At 65.7% G+C, this 16,239-nt stretch carries 18 protein-coding genes; 12 read left to right on the plus strand and 6 right to left on the minus strand.

Annotation, left to right across the window (positions count from 1 at the left end):
* Positions 1 to 132: 132 nt before the first annotated feature.
* The 3 genes from cyaY to rnk all read left to right on the plus strand — a co-directional run bounded on the left by cyaY (position 133) and on the right by rnk (position 1,224).
* Positions 133 to 465 (plus strand): iron donor protein CyaY, encoded by a 333-nt coding sequence (gene cyaY / locus CCOS865_RS01545; protein ID WP_119137251.1) that lies wholly within the window; start codon positions 133 to 135, stop codon positions 463 to 465.
* A gap of 1 nt (position 466) precedes the next feature.
* Complete coding sequence (locus tag CCOS865_RS01550) at positions 467 to 679, plus strand: DUF1289 domain-containing protein (protein WP_119137253.1); 213 nt, start codon at positions 467 to 469, stop codon at positions 677 to 679.
* A gap of 134 nt (positions 680 to 813) precedes the next feature.
* Positions 814 to 1,224: a nucleoside diphosphate kinase regulator gene (gene rnk, locus CCOS865_RS01555; protein WP_119137254.1), complete on the plus strand. Its 411-nt coding sequence runs from the start codon at positions 814 to 816 to the stop codon at positions 1,222 to 1,224.
* Positions 1,225 to 1,263: 39 nt separating this feature from the next.
* Here the strand turns inward: rnk and CCOS865_RS01560 are convergent, their stop codons facing one another.
* The 3 genes from CCOS865_RS01560 to CCOS865_RS01570 all read right to left on the minus strand — a co-directional run bounded on the left by CCOS865_RS01560 (position 1,264) and on the right by CCOS865_RS01570 (position 4,890).
* The gene (locus CCOS865_RS01560; protein ID WP_119137255.1) at positions 1,264 to 4,128 is read right to left on the minus strand and encodes a class I adenylate cyclase; all 2,865 of its coding nucleotides are present in this window, start codon (positions 4,126 to 4,128) and stop codon (positions 1,264 to 1,266) included.
* A 144-nt stretch (positions 4,129 to 4,272) separates the two neighbouring features.
* On the minus strand, positions 4,273 to 4,518 hold the full coding sequence (locus CCOS865_RS01565; RefSeq protein ID WP_119137256.1) for a TIGR02647 family protein: 246 nt from the start codon (positions 4,516 to 4,518) through the stop codon (positions 4,273 to 4,275).
* A 63-nt stretch (positions 4,519 to 4,581) separates the two neighbouring features.
* Positions 4,582 to 4,890, minus strand: a complete 309-nt coding sequence (locus tag CCOS865_RS01570; protein ID WP_119137257.1) for a hypothetical protein — start codon at positions 4,888 to 4,890, stop codon at positions 4,582 to 4,584.
* A 141-nt stretch (positions 4,891 to 5,031) separates the two neighbouring features.
* Here CCOS865_RS01570 and CCOS865_RS01575 point away from each other — a divergent pair, with 141 nt between their 5' ends.
* Positions 5,032 to 5,691 carry a glutathione S-transferase family protein gene (locus CCOS865_RS01575; RefSeq protein WP_119137259.1) on the plus strand — a complete coding sequence of 220 codons (660 nt, stop codon included), beginning with the start codon at positions 5,032 to 5,034 and terminating at the stop codon, positions 5,689 to 5,691.
* A 39-nt stretch (positions 5,692 to 5,730) separates the two neighbouring features.
* On the opposite strand, the gene argH is transcribed toward CCOS865_RS01575, so the two are convergent.
* The gene (argH, locus tag CCOS865_RS01580; RefSeq protein WP_119137261.1) at positions 5,731 to 7,125 is read right to left on the minus strand and encodes an argininosuccinate lyase; all 1,395 of its coding nucleotides are present in this window, start codon (positions 7,123 to 7,125) and stop codon (positions 5,731 to 5,733) included.
* Positions 7,126 to 7,436: 311 nt separating this feature from the next.
* On the opposite strand from argH, the gene CCOS865_RS01585 reads away from it, so the two are divergent.
* From CCOS865_RS01585 to rsd, 7 genes are all read left to right on the plus strand, one after another.
* A complete protein-coding gene (locus CCOS865_RS01585; RefSeq protein ID WP_119137263.1) occupies positions 7,437 to 8,186 on the plus strand; it encodes a LytR/AlgR family response regulator transcription factor in 750 nt (249 codons plus the stop codon).
* A gap of 118 nt (positions 8,187 to 8,304) precedes the next feature.
* Positions 8,305 to 9,246, plus strand: coding sequence for a hydroxymethylbilane synthase (gene hemC / locus CCOS865_RS01590; RefSeq protein ID WP_119137265.1), 942 nt, complete (start codon positions 8,305 to 8,307; stop codon positions 9,244 to 9,246).
* Complete coding sequence (locus CCOS865_RS01595) at positions 9,243 to 10,010, plus strand: uroporphyrinogen-III synthase (protein WP_119137267.1); 768 nt, start codon at positions 9,243 to 9,245, stop codon at positions 10,008 to 10,010. Before hemC ends, CCOS865_RS01595 begins: the two co-directional genes overlap by 4 nt.
* A 45-nt stretch (positions 10,011 to 10,055) precedes the next feature.
* On the plus strand, positions 10,056 to 11,156 hold the full coding sequence (locus tag CCOS865_RS01600; protein WP_119137269.1) for a uroporphyrinogen-III C-methyltransferase: 1,101 nt from the start codon (positions 10,056 to 10,058) through the stop codon (positions 11,154 to 11,156).
* Positions 11,153 to 12,391: a heme biosynthesis protein HemY gene (locus CCOS865_RS01605; RefSeq protein WP_119137271.1), complete on the plus strand. Its 1,239-nt coding sequence runs from the start codon at positions 11,153 to 11,155 to the stop codon at positions 12,389 to 12,391. Before CCOS865_RS01600 ends, CCOS865_RS01605 begins: the two co-directional genes overlap by 4 nt.
* A gap of 219 nt (positions 12,392 to 12,610) precedes the next feature.
* Positions 12,611 to 13,117: a disulfide bond formation protein B gene (locus CCOS865_RS01610; protein WP_119137273.1), complete on the plus strand. Its 507-nt coding sequence runs from the start codon at positions 12,611 to 12,613 to the stop codon at positions 13,115 to 13,117.
* A gap of 231 nt (positions 13,118 to 13,348) precedes the next feature.
* A complete protein-coding gene (rsd, locus tag CCOS865_RS01615) occupies positions 13,349 to 13,819 on the plus strand; it encodes a sigma D regulator (RefSeq protein ID WP_119137275.1) in 471 nt (156 codons plus the stop codon).
* A 9-nt stretch (positions 13,820 to 13,828) separates the two neighbouring features.
* On the opposite strand, the gene CCOS865_RS01620 is transcribed toward rsd, so the two are convergent.
* Entirely contained in the window at positions 13,829 to 14,494 is a 666-nt protein-coding gene (locus CCOS865_RS01620) for an FKBP-type peptidyl-prolyl cis-trans isomerase (protein WP_119137277.1), read from the minus strand.
* A gap of 225 nt (positions 14,495 to 14,719) precedes the next feature.
* Here CCOS865_RS01620 and CCOS865_RS01625 point away from each other — a divergent pair, with 225 nt between their 5' ends.
* Positions 14,720 to 15,778, plus strand: coding sequence for an AlgP family protein (locus CCOS865_RS01625; protein ID WP_119137279.1), 1,059 nt, complete (start codon positions 14,720 to 14,722; stop codon positions 15,776 to 15,778).
* Here CCOS865_RS01625 and CCOS865_RS01630 read toward each other — a convergent pair.
* Positions 15,754 to 16,236: a TIGR02444 family protein gene (locus CCOS865_RS01630; RefSeq protein ID WP_119137281.1), complete on the minus strand. Its 483-nt coding sequence runs from the start codon at positions 16,234 to 16,236 to the stop codon at positions 15,754 to 15,756. The two genes, CCOS865_RS01625 and CCOS865_RS01630, sit on opposite strands and share 25 nt — an antisense overlap.
* Positions 16,237 to 16,239 lie beyond the last annotated feature (3 nt).

Raw genomic sequence — 16,239 nt, forward strand, 5'->3', positions numbered from 1 at the left:
ATTGCCTATGCAAGGGCCGGTCCGCCTGGCGGCGCGCTACCGGTCCCTCGATCGGGTTATCCTTTGCATTCAGGGCCAAGCGTCCGTATCTTCCCCCGCTTGCCTGATGCAGCCAATTTCGAGGTTCCTGCAATGAGTTTGACTGAAGCGCGTTTCCACGACCTGGTCGACGCAACCCAACAGGCCCTGGAAGACCTGTTCGATGAAACCGACCTGGACCTGGACATGGAAAACTCCGCCGGCGTGCTGACCATCAAGTTCGACAACGGCAGCCAGCTGATCTTCAGTCGCCAGGAGCCGCTGCGCCAGCTGTGGCTGGCAGACAAGTCCGGTGGGTTCCACTTCGACTACGACGAAGAGAGCCGCAAGTGGACCTGCGAGAAGACCGACGAGCTGCTCGGCGAGATGCTCGAGCGCATCGTCTGGGAACGTGCCGGCGAGAAGCTGGACTTCGACGAGATCTGAGATGAGCGAGCAGCCGCGGCCGCCCAAGCCGCTCTACAGCAATGTCAGCCCTGCGGTGAAGTCACCGTGCATCAGCGTTTGCCGCCTTGACGAGCAGCGCGTCTGCACCGGCTGCCAGCGCCACGTCGAGCATATCCGCGAGTGGCGCTCGGCCGACGACGAGCGCCGCCGGCAGATCTGCCGCGAAGCCGAGGCACTGCGCGCACGGGCTTGAGTATTTACCCCGCTGTGGTACTGTCGGGCTCTGCGTCGGCGCTGCCGAAAGCATTCAAAACCCCGCCCTTGGGCGGGGTTTTGCTTTATCTGCGCCTAACAAATTGCCTGTTGAACACGGAGTCTGACTGGATCATGAGCAGCAAACCTTCCCTCATCCTCACCCGATTGGACGTGCAGCGTCTCGAGCGCCTGCTCGAAGGCCTCGATGAAAGCGCGCCGGGTGTGCTCGCCCTGCAGGCCGAGCTGGACCGCGCCGAAAAGGTCGTGGGCCACGAGGAGGTCCCGGCCGGCGTGGTGACCATGAACTCGCGCGTGCACTGCCGCGAGGAAGCCAGTGGCAAGGACTATCACCTGACCCTGGTGTACCCGAAGGATGCCGGGCCTGAGGGCAACGTGTCGATTCTGGCGCCGATCGGTTGTGCGTTGCTGGGGTTGTCGGTAGGCGACCAGATCGACTGGCCAGCGCCGGCGGGCAAGACCCTGAAGTTGAAGTTGCTGGCGGTCGAGTACCAGCCAGAAGCCGCGGGCGATTTCGATCTCTGAGTCCGAGATTCTGGGGCTGCCAGGCAGCCCTAGGCAGTCTCAGGGCTGCAGCGACGCCTGCAACTGCTCCAGCCCATCATTCAATGCCTGCTCAAGCTCGCGCTTGTAACGCAGGTACAGGCAGGTCGAGCCCTGCTCGTCGGCCAGCAGCTCCGACAGGTCGAGGTCAGTGATGTAGCAGCGGTAGCTGCCGGCACTGCGCCGCTGGCCAAGAATCTGCCGCGCCACCACGGCATACAGCTGATCACCATGGTCCAGTTCGGAAAACTCCTGCTGGTCGCAATACAACGTGATGTGCACCGCCTCGCCGACCCCCGCCTGGATGATCGCCTGCACCTCGTAGTAGGGCTGGGCGCTGCTGTCGAGCGGCGCCGGGCGTGGTTCCAGGCTGCGCACCTTGCCGGCAGCGGAGGGCAGCAGCTGATAGTAGAAAATCTCCAGCGACGCCTGCTGCAGGTTGTCCAGTGGCAGCCGCGCATCGTGGCGCATCACCACCGAGCGCAGGAAGCGTTGCAGCGGCAACAGCAGGTGGCTTTCCTCGTCCAGCGGCAGGCGCTGCTGCCACAGCGCATTGAATTCATCCAGCACATACAGCTCGGCCCACCCCTCGAACAGGCGGTAGAACACCTGGATGCACTGCGCCTGGCCCTGCTCGATGACCCACGGCAGGTCGTGGTCCTGCAGGGCGTTGCCATCCAGGTGCAGCGGGCTGTAGGCGCCGCGCTCCTCGCCCAGGTAGTCGAGCAGTTGGTCATGCCCGGTCAGCGTCGCCAGGGTCACATGGCCAGGCAACAGCTCGAGGGCGTGGGTGTGCTGGGCGATCTGCACCAGGTAGCGGTGGTTCAGGCCCTGGTCGAGCAGCAACTGGGCGGTGTCGAACAGCGCTTCGACCCGTTGCGCGATCGCCTGGGCGCGGTTATGGCAGAAGCAGCGCACCCGCAGCCGCGGGCGATGGCTGCGCTGGCCGAGGCTGTTGAGGAAGTCGCGCAGGCAGCGCATCAGGGCGTGTTCGCCCTCGAAGCGCTGGACCAGCACCTCGTTCCAGCTGTTGAGGGTGACCTGGTCGACGGTCAGCACCAGGTTTTCGCGCACCCCGGCGTAGCTCAGCGAGTCGGTGCGCTCGGTGGTCATGAGGATGTTCAGGTCGCGGTGATGGCGCAGCGGATCGACGCCGACGTTGACCAGCAGGAGGATCTCGTCGGCCACGCTCGGCTGCAGCAAGCGCACCTCGCTGACCGCCTCCAGCGGCAGGGCGATGCTCTGCTGCAGGCTGCCCATCAGGTTGAACAGCTCGAACTCGCTCAGGTCGCTGACGCCGGGGTGCAGCGCCAGCCGCGTGGTGCTGTCGATAACCCCGTTGCGGTGCGCCCAGGTCAGCAGTTCGAGCAGCTCGCGGCAGCGCTTGATGGGCGTGAAGTGCTCCCACTCATGCGCGCCGAGGTTGCCGTTGTACAGCCCCCAGGAATGGCCGCCGGGCTCCTTGCGGATGGCTGACTGGACCAGCGTCAGGGTGTCTTCGGCGAGGTCCGGGGCGATCCCCGGGTTGATCACTTCGATCTTGCCGGCGCGCCGTTCGAACGCCGCGTAGAGGCGTCGGCCGAGCACGTTCAGGTCACGCTGGTCAGCGCGGCTGCTGGCGTTTTCGGCGCGGGCGAACTGACTGAGGAAGCGGTAGCTGTGGTTGAGCTCGGCGACCAGCTCGCGGCGCTCGACGGCGACCTGGCGCACCTTCCACTGGCTGCGGCTGTCGAGCAGCGCAAGCTGGCGCTCGTCCCAGCCCCATTCCTTGACCAACCGGGCCAGCAGGCGACGCTGCCAGCCGGTGCTGCGCGCGCGGCCAGGGCCGCTGAGCTTCTTGTTGACCTTGAGGTAAAGGCTGCGGCGGACCAGTTCCAGCCGCTCGCTGTCGCCGCGGCCCAGCAGATACTGCTCGATGCGCCGGTAGACCATCACGTACGGGTCGAGCGCATCGAGGTCGAGCTGGTTGGCGAACACCGCCTGCTTGTAGTCCAGGCTCAAACAGCGCACCGCCGGATGCTCACTGGCGTAGACCTCGGTCAGCAGCAGCTTGAGCAGCGACTTGTAGGGCGAGTCGATACCCTTGAACAGCTGCCACAGCCCGGCACCGACGAACTCGCCGGCAGGGATGTGCGCCAGGTGGCCGAGGTCGAGGTCGCGCTCGGCGCGGATGAAGCGTTTGGACAGCAGGGTCTGGGTGTAGGCCGGGTAGTTGGACTCTTCGTAGACCGGCACCAGCCACCACAGCGGCGTGCGCCCGGCCAGCCAGATCGCGGTGCGATAGAACTCGTCGAGCAACAGGTAATGCTGGGTGGTGCCGCAGTCATCGGAGCTCAACTGGCTGTCGCGCTCACCCTGTACGAAGCCCTGCGGCTCGATCAGGAAACAGTGCGCCTCGGTGCCCAGGCTGGCCGCCCAGGCCTCGAGCAGCTGACATTTGCGCCGCAGTTCGGCCACTGCCGCCTCACCCAGCCCGGGGGCGTGGCAGACCCACAGGTCCAGGTCGCTCTGCTCGGCCTGGGCCAGGGTGCCGAGGCTGCCCATCAGGTACAGGCCGTGGATGGCCCGTGGTGCGTTGCCCAGGCGCTGCTTGTAAGTGAACGAGCGCGCCAGGCGTTGCGCTTCGGCGACCCGCTCGGCCTCGGGCTCGTATCCGCAGACACCCGCCGGGGTAGCGCCCGACACATAGCCGGGGAGCAGCGGGTGATTGACGTGGAACAGCAGCGGCAACAGCGTCAGCACCTGCTGCTGGCGCGTCGACAGGCCCCCCAGCGCTCGCTCCAGACGGCCCTGATTGATCCGCAGAAAACGTGTGCGCAGCGTGGCCAGGACCTTGCGGTCGATGCCTTCATCGAGGTCAGGGCGGATTTCGTGGGGGTGGTTCATTGCGCACTCAGGGGCAGGCCAGGGGCTGCGCCGAGTTTAGCCTGAGTGGCGGAGTGGGATAAGGCTTGCGTGGCTTTTTCTGACGTCAGTTTTCTAGCGCCGGTTGTGGCCTGCTCGCCGGCATACGTCGAGCAGGCCTGGGCGTCAGGCGGTCTCGGCGGTTTTGAGAATGATCAGCAGGCCCTGCACATGCTCCGCTGCATCACGCCCCAGGCTGGTCAGGTAACCACCATCGGGCTGATCGGTCAGTTCTTTTTCATGCAGGCGCTTGGCGGCAGCGATAAGGGTGGGGGAGGCGGTGTTGTGCACCTGGATGCCTTCCTGGCTGCTGTCCAGGTTGAACAGGGCGAGGACTTCCAGTTCGGCGATCAGTTCGGGGCTAAGGGACATGGCAACTCCTGACTTCCAGACAAGGATGGGGCACCGCGGGCGGTGCCTGATCCTCGAGTGTAGTCAGGCTTTTGCGTCGTCGCCTTGATCTTGCTCAGGTGGCAGCTCGGGAAGCGCGCGCAGGGCGGCTTCGTACCACTCGGTATTGAAGGCACGGTCCTCGTCGAGCAGGGCGTCGATCTCGATGGCCAGCACGTGGGCCATCAGGTTGAGGATGTCTTCACGCTCGTAACCGACCAGGCTCAGCTTGTTGAACGTGGCCTTGGCGGCCGGCGGCTCGCCGCTCTCGATCTGGTTTTCGATGGCTTGGATCAGCGTAGCCTCGGCGAAGTCTTCTTCCTCGTTGCTGTCGATGTCGCGCGGTTCGCTCATGGCGGTGCTCCTGTAGTGAAGCGCCTAGTTTGCCATGCCCGCGCAATGCGCGGCCATCCATGGCGTGCATGACACTGGCCAGGGCGCGGGCTTGCGGCTATAACAGCCAGGCCATTTCCTTACGGCCTGGAGGCTGTATCAATGCTCAAGCTTCACGGATTCTCGGTCAGCAACTACTACAACATGGTCAAGCTGGCCCTGCTGGAAAAAGGCCTGCCGTTCGAGGAAGTACCGTTCTACGCCGGCCAGACCCCACAGGCCCTGGCCATCAGCCCACGTGGCAAGGTACCGGTGCTGCAGACCGAGCACGGTTTCATCAGTGAGACCGGGGTGATCCTCGACTATATCGAACAGACCCAGCCCGGCAAGGCGCTGCTGCCGGCTGACGCATTCGGCCAGGCCAAGGTGCGTGAGCTGCTCAAGGAAATCGAGCTGTACATCGAGTTGCCAGCGCGCACCTGCTACGCCGAGGCGTTCTTCGGTCAGGCGGTCGAGCCACTGGTCAAGGAGAAGGCCCGCGCCGAGCTGCTGGCCGGGTTCGCCACGCTCAAGCGCAATGGCAGGTTCGCGCCCTATGTGGCAGGCGATCAGCTGACCCTTGCCGACCTGATGTTCGTCTTCTCGGTCGACCTGGCCTATGCGGTGGGCAAGAAGGTACTGAACCTGGACTTGCTGGAGGACTTCCCGCAGGCCAAGGCGTTGCTGGAATTGATGGGTGCGAACCCGCACATGGCGAAGATTCGTGCAGACAAGGACGCGGCGATGCCGGCGTTCCTGGAGATGATCAGCAGCAAGCGCTGATCTTCGAGAGGGTTGGGGCTGCAAGGCAGCCCCAGGCGCTTAGCGCGAAGCCAGCAGTGCGTTGCCGCGTACCACGGCGATACGCACCTGCTCCGGTGCGGTGCCGCCGATGTGGTTACGTGCGTTGACCGACCCTTCCAGGGTCAGCACGGCAAACACATCCTGCTCGATCTGGTCGCTGAACTGACGCAGCTCGTCCAGGCTCATCTCGGCCAGGTCCTTGCCGCTGTCGACGCCGTACTTCACGGCGTGGCCGACGATCTCGTGGCAGTCACGGAACGGCAGGCCACGGCGCACCAGGTAGTCGGCGAGGTCGGTGGCGGTGGAGAACCCGCGCAGCGCCGCTTCGCGCATGATCGCGTGGCGCGGCTTGATCGCCGGGATCATGTCGGCAAAGGCACGCAGCGAGTCGCGCAGGGTGTCGGCGGCGTCGAACAGCGGTTCCTTGTCTTCCTGGTTGTCCTTGTTGTAGGCCAGCGGTTGGCCTTTCATCAGGGTCAGCAGGCCGGTGAGGGCGCCAAACACGCGGCCGCTCTTGCCACGCACCAGCTCCGGCACGTCGGGGTTCTTCTTTTGCGGCATGATCGAGCTGCCGGTGCAGAAGCGGTCAGGCAGGTCGATGAACTGGAACTGGGCGCTGGTCCACAGCACCAGCTCTTCGGAGAAGCGCGACAGGTGCATCATCGCCACGCTCGCCGCCGCGCAGAATTCGATGGCGAAGTCGCGGTCGGAAACGCCGTCCAGCGAGTTGCCCGCCACCGCCTCGAAGCCCAGCAGCTGGCAGGTCAGCTCGCGGTCGATCGGGTAGGTGGTGCCCGCCAGCGCGGCGCTGCCCAGGGGCATGCGGTTGGTGCGCTTGCGGCAGTCCACCAGGCGCTCGTAGTCGCGGCTGAGCATCTCGAACCAGGCCAGCAGGTGGTGGCCGAAGGTCACCGGCTGCGCGGTCTGCAGGTGGGTGAAGCCGGGCATGATGGTCTCGGCTTCACGCTCGGCCTGCTCCAGCAGGCCCTGCTGCAGGCGGGTGATCTCGGCCAGGATCAGGTCGATCTCGTCACGCAGCCACAGGCGGATGTCGGTGGCCACCTGGTCGTTACGGCTGCGACCGGTGTGCAGCTTCTTGCCGGTGACGCCGATGCGGTCGGTCAGCCGCGCCTCGATGTTCATGTGCACGTCTTCGAGGTCGACGCGCCAGTCGAACTGGCCTGCCTCGATCTCGCCCTGGATGGTCTTCAGGCCATCGATGATGGTGTCGCGCTCGGCATCGCTGAGGACGCCGACCTGCGCCAGCATCGTGGCGTGGGCGATCGAACCCATGATGTCGTGGCGGTACAGGCGCTTGTCGAAGTCGACCGAGGCGGTGAAGCGGGCGACGAAGGCGTCGACGGGCTCACTGAAGCGGCCGCCCCAGGACTGATTGGTCTTGTCGGTGCTCATGGATTCACTCGTTGAAGGCGTGAACGATAAAAAGTGGCGCCGATAATAGCAGGGTTGCGCGGGCTGCCGCAGGGCGCCGGTCGATTGAAATACGCAGAAAACCACTGGCAACGTTGCCTGTAAGGATATTCAACGATTGAACGGCAGTGTTCCACGGACCGTCTACAGTTGGACAAAGGGCTGGCAGTGAATCTGCCGGACCAGTGAATCTTTGGCCATTGCATCGGTCTAGAGCGTGACTGCGGTGTCGGTCTTGCGACACCTGTCTACGCTCTACCAATGTGAGACTCATTCAGGAATCCAGCGCAATTATGAATGTCCTGATCGTTGATGACGAACCCAAAGCCCGCGAGGAGCTCATCCGCTTGCTAGGCGGGCAGGAGGGCTACACCGTGTTGGAGCCCAGCGCCACCAATGGCGAGGAGGCTCTGGCCCTGATCGACAGCCTCAAGCCCGATGTGGTCTTGCTGGACATCGGCATGCCGGGCCTGGACGGCCTGCAGGTCGCCGCCCGCCTCTGCGAGCGCGAAGCGCCGCCAGCCGTGGTGTTCTGCACCGGTGATGATGAATATGGCAACGAGGCCTTCAAGGACAGCACCCTCAGTCACGTGACCAAACCGATCCAGCCGCTGGCGTTGCGCGATGCCCTGCGCAAGGCCGAAAAACCCAACCGTGCCCAGTTGGCGGCACTGACCCGTCCGGCCAACGAAGGCGGCGGCAACCCGCGCAGTCATATCAGCGCACGAACGCGCAAGGGCATCGAGCTGATCCCCCTGCCGCAAGTCATCTATTTCATCGCCGACCACAAGTACGTCACCCTTCGCCACGAGGCGGGCGAAGTGTTGCTGGACGAACCGCTTAAAGCCCTTGAAGACGAATTTGGCGAACGCTTCGTGCGGATCCACCGCAACGCGCTGGTCGCCCGTGAACGCATCGAACGCCTGCAGCGCACGCCGCTGGGGCATTTCCAGCTGTACCTCAAAGGGCTGGGTGATGATGCGCTGACGGTCAGCCGGCGCCATGTGGCGGGCGTGCGCAAGATGATGCAGGGGCTGCACTGACCGTCACCGTGCCCGCCCCGCCGCCTTCGCGGGGCGCCGCCGATTCCTGACCTGAGTCTGCTGGCAGATCCAGAGGAGCTGTTATGATCGGCAGCATTTCTCTGCATCGGGGCGTTTCATGTCCACTCGCGAAATCCGCATTGCCACCCGTAAAAGTGCCTTGGCCCTGTGGCAGGCCGAATACGTCAAAGCCCGCCTCGAGCAGGCCCACCCAGGCCTGAGCGTGACCCTGGTGCCCATGGTCAGCCGCGGCGACAAGCTGCTCGACGCGCCGCTGGCGAAAATCGGCGGCAAGGGCCTGTTCGTCAAAGAGCTGGAAACCGCCCTGCTCGACAACGAAGCCGACATCGCCGTGCATTCGATGAAAGACGTGCCTATGGACTTCCCCGAGGGCCTGGGGCTGTTCTGCATCTGCGAGCGCGAAGACCCGCGTGACGCGTTCGTCTCCAACACCTACGCCAACCTCGCAGCACTGCCCGCCGGCAGTATCGTCGGCACTTCCAGCCTGCGCCGTCAGGCCCAGTTGCTGGCGCGTCGGCCGGACCTGCAGATCCGCTTCCTGCGCGGCAACGTCAACACCCGCCTGGCCAAGCTCGATGCCGGCGAGTACGACGCGATCATTCTCGCCGCCGCCGGCCTGATCCGCCTCGGCTTCGAAGACCGCATCAGGGCCAGCATCAGTGTCGACGACAGCCTGCCCGCCGGTGGCCAGGGCGCGGTGGGCATCGAATGCCGCAGCGCCGACAGCGCGATCCACGCACTGCTGGCGCCGCTGCACCATGCCGACACCGCCGACCGGGTAGTGGCCGAGCGCGCCCTCAACAAGCACCTCAATGGCGGCTGCCAAGTGCCGATCGCCTGCTACGCGGTGCTCGAAGGCGAGCAGCTGTGGCTGCGCGGCCTGGTCGGCCAGCCCAGCGGTGGTCTGCTGCTGACGGCCGAGGCGCGGGCGCCGCGCGCGGATGCCGAATCGCTTGGGATCAAGGTCGCCGAAGACCTGCTGGGCCAAGGCGCCGAGGCCATCCTCAAGGAAGTCTATGGCGAGGCCGGCCACCCGTGAGCCCCTGGCGCCTGCTGCTGACCCGCCCTGAAGAGGACTGTGCGGCACTGGCGCAGAGCCTGGCCGCTGCCGGTATCGCCAGCAGCAGCCTGCCGTTGTTGGCCATCGAGCCGGTCACCCTCGGGCAGGCCGAACACCAGCGCCTGAACGCGCTGCAGCGCTATCAGGCGTTCATCGTGGTGAGCAAGCCGGCTGCGCGCCTGCTGCTCGATCAGCTTGCCCAGGCAGGCCTGCAGCCCCCGCGTGGAGGCTGGTTCAGCGTCGGTGAAGCGACCGCCCGGGTGCTGCAGGACGCCGGCCTGGTCGTGGCCTTTCCCCCTGCGGGTGATGACAGCGAAGCCTTGCTCGGCCTGGCCGATTTGCGCAAGGCTATTGCCGGTGCTGCACCGCGGGTGCTCATCGTGCGTGGCGTCGGAGGTCGTGAACTGCTGGCAGAGCGTCTTGCAGAGCAAGGTGCTAGTGTCGATTATCTGCAACTGTACCGTCGCCGCCTGCCGGATTACCCGGCCGGCACGCTGATGCGCCAGGTCGAGCGGGAACGCCTCAACGGCCTGGTGGTCAGCAGTGGGCAAGGTCTTGAACATTTGCTCCAGCTGGCAGCCGCCGATTGGCCACGCCTGGCGTGTCTGCCGTTATTCGTGCCCAGCCCCCGTGTCGCCGAACAGGCCCGGGCGGCGGGCGCGCAACAGGTTGTGGATTGCCGCGGCGCGAGTGCCGCGGCCTTGCTGGCAGCTGTGCAGCGCAGCGCTGCACCTGCCTCTTAAGGCGCTAAGCTGAGTGCGACGCGCCCCCATGCAAAGGATGGATACGTGAGCGAAACTGTCTTGTCCCAGAATGAACAGCCCGCGACGCCCGAGGCGCCGTACACCCCTGCCGCCACGCCTGCCAAGCGCTCAGGCAATGGCCTGGCGCTGCTGGCACTGTTGATCGGTGCGGCCGGGGTCGCAGTCGGTGGCTGGGGCGTCTGGCAGGTGCGGCAGCTGCAAGGCAGCGAGCAAGGCCAGGGCCAGCGCATCGAAACCCTCAGCGAGCAGGCCACGGCCTTGCAGCAGCGTGATCAGCAGATCAGCGCGCAGCTGGCCAGCCTGCCGCCGGCCAGTGAGCTGGAAGACCGTCGGCGCCTGGTGGCGCAATTGCAGGGCGACCAGCAACGGCTCAGCCAGCGCCTGGAAACGGTGATGGGCGAGAGCCGCAAGGAGTGGCGCCTGGCCGAGGCCGAGCACCTGCTGCGCCTGGCCACGCTGCGCCTGTCGGCGCTGCAGGACATCACCAGCGCCAAGGCCCTGGTCGAAGGCGCCGACGAGATCCTGCGCGAGCAGAGCGACCCGGGTGCATTCGCCGCCCGCGAGCAACTGGCGCGGAGCCTGGCCACCCTCAACGGCACCCAGCAGCCGGACCGTACCGGGCTGTTCCTCAAGCTGGCGGCGCAGCGCGAGCAGGTTCAGCAGCTCAGCGCGCAATCGCCGGAGTTCGACAGCAATGCCGATGCCCTCGGGGCGCTGACCAACGAGGGCGACGGGGCCAGTCGCTGGTCGCAGTGGTGGGCCGAGATCTCCAAGTACTTCCAGATCGAATTCGATGCCGACGACAACGTCCGCCCACTGTTGGCCGGGCAGTCGCTCAACCAGCTGCGCCTGGCCTTGAGCCTGACCATCGAGCAGGCCCAGTGGGCGGCCCTGAATGGCGAGGCCAAGGTCTACAACCAGGCCCTGGACGATGCCCGCAGCGTCCTGCTGGCCAACTTCAACGCCGACAACCCGCAGAGCAAAGCCATGCTCGACAGCCTCAACGCGCTGGCCGAGCAGCCGGTCTCGGTGGTCACCCCGGACCTCAGCGAGAGCCTGGCTGCCGTGCAGGCCTATATCCAGCGCCGCCACCTGCCAGCCGACGCTGAAGGGGGCAAGCCATGAAGCGGGTCTACCTGCTGGCCGTCCTTGCCATCGTGGTGGCTGCAGCGTTGGGCATCGCCGTGGCCAAGCACAGTGGCTACGTGCTGATTTCCTATGGCAGCTTCCGCTACCAGTCCGGGCTGTGGGCCGCCCTTGGTGGCTTGATCGGCCTGGTACTGGGGTTGTGGCTGCTGCGCTACCTGGTCGGCCTGGTGCTGAGCTCCACCGGTGCGGTCAACCCGTGGTCGCGACGCAACCGCCGGCGGCGCACCCGCATCGCCGTCGAGCAAGGTCAGCTGGACCTCGCCGAAGGCCGTTGGGCCAGTGCCCAGCGCCACCTGCACCGCGCCGCCGAGGCCGAGCGCCAGCCGCTGCTGTATTACCTCGGTGCCGCCCGCGCGGCCAACGAATTGGGCCGCACCGAAGACAGCGACACCCTGCTCGAGCGTGCCCTGGAGCGCCAGCCGCAGGCCGAACTGGCAGTGGCCCTGACCCACGCCCAGTTGCAGATGGACCGCGGCGATGGCGACGGTGCGCTGGAAACCCTGCTGGCGATGCACGAGCGTCACCCACACAACGGTCAGGTGCTGCGCTTGCTGCAGCGCCTGTACCTGGAGCGTGGCGACTGGTCGGCGTTGATCCGCCTGCTGCCTGAGCTGCGTAAAGGCAAGGTGTTGCCGGCCAGCGAGCTGGCCGACCTCGAGCAGCGTGCCTGGGGCCACAACCTCAACCTGGCGGCGACCCGCGGCGACGACGCCCCGGCCGCGCGCCAAGCGCTGGAACTCGCCTGGCAGCAGTTGACCTCGGCCCAGCGCCAGGAGCCGCAGCTGGTGCTCGCCTACGCTGAGCAACTGCGCCAGGTGGGCGCTCAGGGCGAGGCTGAGAAGGCCCTGCGCGAGGCGCTCAAACGCCAGTACGAGAGCCATCTGGCTCGCTTGTACGGCCTGGTCCGCGGTGACGATCCGGCGCGCCAGCTGCAGACGGCCGAGGGCTGGCTGAAGACCCACCCGCAAGACCCCAGCCTGCTGCTGACGCTGGGTCGCCTGAGCTTGCAGAACCGCCTCTGGGGCAAGGCCCGCGACTACCTCGAGAGCAGCCTGCGCCTGGAGCGCAATCCGGAAACCTGCGCGGAGCTGGCGCGCCTGCTCGCCAGCCTCGGCGAGGTCGAGCGCAGCAACCAATTGTTCCAGGAAGGCCTGGGCCTGCTCGACGAGCGCCTGCTGGCGCTGCCGTTGCCCGACGGCGTACGCGCCTGACCCACCCCACTACCTGCGCAAACCCGCGCAGGTAGTGGGGCGCCTTACTTTTCCCCTGCAAGTTGTTTATTTAACGCCTTCGCCCCCAGATATTTCCTACAAGCAATTACAAACTTTCCTTCGCAATCAGAGACTTGTCCCTACTGTATTGCCTTGAAACAAAGTGACTGTTTCCTCTAACGTTCCCAGTCACGTTCATTCCCTCCGGGACCCTTCGCCATGTCGCTGGCCCGTTTTCGTACCTTGTTCCTGCCTGGCTTGTTTACGTCCCTGGCGATCCTCGTCGGCGCCTTGCTGTTGCAACACAGCCTGGGTTTGCTGCCGTGTTCGCTGTGCTTGAGCCAGCGGGTGCTGCTGGGCGGGTATGCGCTGGTCTGCCTGCTCGCGTTGATCCATGGCCCGGGGCGCACGGGTTGGCGGGTGTATGCCTGGCTGGCGCTATCCTGCGCGGTGCTGGGTGGCCTGCTGGCCGCGCGGCATGTCTGGCTACAAGGCGGCGGCCGGGTGATTGCGACGTGCGTGCAGCCGCTCGCGGCGGCGTTCGAGCATTCCTGGTCCCAGGGCCTGCAAGCGTTGCTGCTCGGCGGCCCGGATTGCGGCGCGCTGACCTGGAGCTTTCTCGACCTGACTTTGCCCGAGTGGAGCCTGCTGGCCTTCGTGCTGCTGGCGGCACTGCCCCTGTCGCGCCTGCTGGCTGATCGTTTGCGCACTCTCGCCCGGCGTTGACCCGGCGCAAGGCCTGCCCAGTTGCTCGACCAATGGTGTCGCGCGAGCAGATGAAACGCTTGTATGAACTTTGTCCGATGCGTACCTTGATGGGCAGCACGCACGGGAATAATCTCCCTGCACGGAACACTGAAAACACAACTGCTCGATGCCGTCCTGCTGATGTCACCTTTGTGCCGCAGAGTTGTGGAACGAGGTGCAGCGGCATCTACCCAGAAGGGAAGAATCGCCATGCTCGATAGTTGTCAGAACGCTCAGGAACGCTGGGGCGGGGTTCACCAACTCATAGATCGCTGGCTGCAGGAGCGTGAGGAGCTGGTCCAGGCATTCGGCGTTTTACGCGATGCCAAACCGGCCTTTGCCGACAAGGACAAGAGCCGGGATTTCTGCGCCATCCTGGTCGACTATGTGTCGGCCTGGCACTTCGAAGTCAGCGAGCAGCTGGTCAGCGAGGCCAAGGCCTTTGGTGACACCGGCGCACTCGAGCTGGCCACCCAGATCAATCCACGTATCGATGACAGCACCCAGATCGCCCTGGCCTTCAATGACCACTGCGAGAAAGGCGAGTGCACGGACCCCGAGCGCTTTGCCGAGAAGTTGGCCAAGCTGGGCAGCCTGCTGCACGAGCGTTTCGAGCTGGAAGACTGCCTGATCGAGGTGTTGCACAACGCCCACAAGGAAGAGGATGCGGTCCAGGCCTGATGGCCTGGTTCAGTCCGCGACCGAGAGCAGTTCGATCTCGAACACCAGGGGGGTGTAGGGCGCGATCAGATCGCCCGCACCTTCGGCGCCGTAGGCCTGTGCCGAAGGGATCACCAGCCGCCACTTGGCCCCCGCCTTCATCTTCGGCAATGCCACCTGCCAGCCTTCGATCACCGAGTCCAGGTTGAACCACTGCGCCTGCTGGTTCTGGTCGAACACCGAGCCATCCGGCAGCCTTCCCACGTAGCGTACCTGTACCTTGCCGTTGGCCTTGGGTTGCGCGCCCGTGCCTGCGACCAGCTCGCTGTAGAGCACGCCTTCGGGTAATTCATGCACCCCGGCGCGGGCCCGTTCGTTGGCCATGAAGCGTGTTTCCACGGCTTGCAGCTTGGCCACCTGGGCGTCCTGCGAGGCGGCATCGGCCTGCGCTTCATGCTGCTGGAGGATGTGCTGCATGCGCGCCGGGTCGAGCTTCAGCGGTTTGTCCTGATAGGCCTGGCGCAGGCCCTCGACCAGCGCGTCCAGTTGCAGCCCGGGGACCTCCTGGCGCAGGCGCTCGCCCAGGCTGGCGCCGAGGCTGTAGGCCAGGTCCTGGTCGCTGGCAGGAGTGTTGTCAGGGGCGGCGAGGGCAAGGGGTGTCGCCAGGTACAGGCCGATCAAAAGATAGCGGGGCACGGTCGACTCCGGCGGCGGAAGAGTAGCAAGTATGTCCGTGTTGTTCGGCGCCACGGTGTAAATATCAACACGCTGTTAATGGCGAACTACACTTGCACGAAGCTGCAAGATAACAACTTTGCCCAGGCATGCAACGCGGCGCTAACAATACTGTCCACATGCCCTAGCGGCGGTAGCAGCAGAAGCATAGTATGAGCCGCAATCTCGTCAGCCAGGAGGTAAACCATGTCGGCCAAGAAGAAGCCAGTAAGTACGCCGTTGCACCTGCTCCAGCAACTTTCCGGTAGCCTGCTCGAACATCTGGAAAGTGCCTGCTCGCAAGCGCTGGCGGATGCAGAAAAACTGTTGGCAAAGTTGGAAAAGCAACGGGGCAAGGCGCAGGAAAAACTGCACAACTCGCGTTTGAAATTGCAGGACGCGGCCAAGGCCGGCAAAGCCAAGGCACAGAACAAGGCGCACAAAGCCGCCGGCGAACTCGAAGGCTTGCTTGATTCGCTCAAGGAACGCCAAGCGCAAACCCGTACGTATATCCAGCAACTCAAGCGCGATGCCCAAGAGAGCCTGAAGCTCGCCCAGGGTGTTGGCAAAGTGCGCGAAGCCGCCGGCAAGGCCCTCGGCCAACGCGCCGCCGCCAAGCCTGCCGCCAGCAAGGCGCCGGCCAAGGCCGCCGCTGCCAAGCCAGCCGCCAAGCCCGCTGCCGCCAAGGCTGCGACCCGCACTGCCGCGGCAAAACCGGCCGCCAAGCCAGCCGCTAAACCCGCTGCCGCCAAAGCGCCGGCCAAAGCCGCCGCCGCCAAGCCTGCTGCAAGGTCTGCCGCCAAGCCCGTCGCTGCCAAAGCACCGGCCAAAGCACCGGCCAAAGCCGCTGCCGCCAAGCCAGCCGCTGCCAAGGCTCCAGCCAAGACCGCTGCCGCCAAGCCTGCTGCCAAAGCTGCTGCCAAACCCGTAGCGGCCAAGCCTGCCGCAGCGAAACCGGCCGCCAAGCCCGCCGCCGCCAAAGCCCCGGCCAAAGCCGCTGCCGCGAAGCCCGCTGCCAAGCCAGCAGCCGTCAAACCGGCCGTCAAGCCTGCTGCCGCCAAGGCCCCGGCCAAGGCCGCCGCAGCAAAACCCGCTGCCAAACCGGCTGCCGCCAAAGCCCCAGCCAAGCCAGTAGCCAAGCCCGCCGAAGCCAAACCGGCAGCGTCGGCCAGCCCTGCGGCCTCGACGACCAACTCGGCAACCCCGGCTTCGGCCACCTCGGCCCCGGCCAGCACCCCGGCTCAGACGCCGTCTTCGGCGTCCTGAAGCCCGACCGCCGCGACGCGCAGCTGCTGCAGCGCGTCGTGGTCGCGGCCCAGCCCCGGCGCCAGCCGGACCAGCCAATCGTCCGTGGCTTCATGCGAGCCCGCGGGCCATTGCCGCGACGTTTCCTGCAAGCGCTCGAGCAGCGTTCTTTCCGCCTGTAACTCCAGCCCTTTGACCTGCTCGCGCAACGCCGCCAGCGGCGCATCGTCGTGGGCTGCCGTGCGCCATTGTTGGCGCAGGCTGCGCAGGGGCGTGACTACGTGGCGCTGCCACGGTTCGGCAACCTCGCGCAGTGCCGTTATACGTTCGGCGCTCGGCGCCACCCGCCGCGCTTGCAGCCACGTCGCGCAGAGCAGCAGGCAGACATCGCCGCCCCGTTGCTGCAGGGCCAGGCAGGCGTCTTCCACCCCAGGCTTGGCGTACAGGGCCAGGGCGTGATTCCACAGGTCGGTGTGCATGGT

It is taken from the genome of Pseudomonas reidholzensis (assembly GCF_900536025.1).
GTDB lineage: Bacteria > Pseudomonadota > Gammaproteobacteria > Pseudomonadales > Pseudomonadaceae > Aquipseudomonas > Aquipseudomonas reidholzensis.

What these genes read in the sequence shown, in the direction of transcription:
- cyaY (WP_119137251.1), top strand. Translation starts at nt 133, where the DNA reads ATGAGTTTGACTGAAGCGCGTTTCCACGACCTGGTCGACGCAACCCAA.
- CCOS865_RS01550 (WP_119137253.1), top strand. Translation starts at nt 467, where the DNA reads ATGAGCGAGCAGCCGCGGCCGCCCAAGCCGCTCTACAGCAATGTCAGC.
- rnk (WP_119137254.1), top strand. Translation starts at nt 814, where the DNA reads ATGAGCAGCAAACCTTCCCTCATCCTCACCCGATTGGACGTGCAGCGT.
- CCOS865_RS01560 (WP_119137255.1), bottom strand. Translation starts at nt 4,128, where the DNA reads ATGAACCACCCCCACGAAATCCGCCCTGACCTCGATGAAGGCATCGAC.
- CCOS865_RS01565 (WP_119137256.1), bottom strand. Translation starts at nt 4,518, where the DNA reads ATGTCCCTTAGCCCCGAACTGATCGCCGAACTGGAAGTCCTCGCCCTG.
- CCOS865_RS01570 (WP_119137257.1), bottom strand. Translation starts at nt 4,890, where the DNA reads ATGAGCGAACCGCGCGACATCGACAGCAACGAGGAAGAAGACTTCGCC.
- CCOS865_RS01575 (WP_119137259.1), top strand. Translation starts at nt 5,032, where the DNA reads ATGCTCAAGCTTCACGGATTCTCGGTCAGCAACTACTACAACATGGTC.
- argH (WP_119137261.1), bottom strand. Translation starts at nt 7,125, where the DNA reads ATGAGCACCGACAAGACCAATCAGTCCTGGGGCGGCCGCTTCAGTGAG.
- CCOS865_RS01585 (WP_119137263.1), top strand. Translation starts at nt 7,437, where the DNA reads ATGAATGTCCTGATCGTTGATGACGAACCCAAAGCCCGCGAGGAGCTC.
- hemC (WP_119137265.1), top strand. Translation starts at nt 8,305, where the DNA reads ATGTCCACTCGCGAAATCCGCATTGCCACCCGTAAAAGTGCCTTGGCC.
- CCOS865_RS01605 (WP_119137271.1), top strand. Translation starts at nt 11,153, where the DNA reads ATGAAGCGGGTCTACCTGCTGGCCGTCCTTGCCATCGTGGTGGCTGCA.
- CCOS865_RS01610 (WP_119137273.1), top strand. Translation starts at nt 12,611, where the DNA reads ATGTCGCTGGCCCGTTTTCGTACCTTGTTCCTGCCTGGCTTGTTTACG.
- rsd (WP_119137275.1), top strand. Translation starts at nt 13,349, where the DNA reads ATGCTCGATAGTTGTCAGAACGCTCAGGAACGCTGGGGCGGGGTTCAC.
- CCOS865_RS01625 (WP_119137279.1), top strand. Translation starts at nt 14,720, where the DNA reads ATGTCGGCCAAGAAGAAGCCAGTAAGTACGCCGTTGCACCTGCTCCAG.
- CCOS865_RS01630 (WP_119137281.1), bottom strand. Translation starts at nt 16,236, where the DNA reads ATGCACACCGACCTGTGGAATCACGCCCTGGCCCTGTACGCCAAGCCT.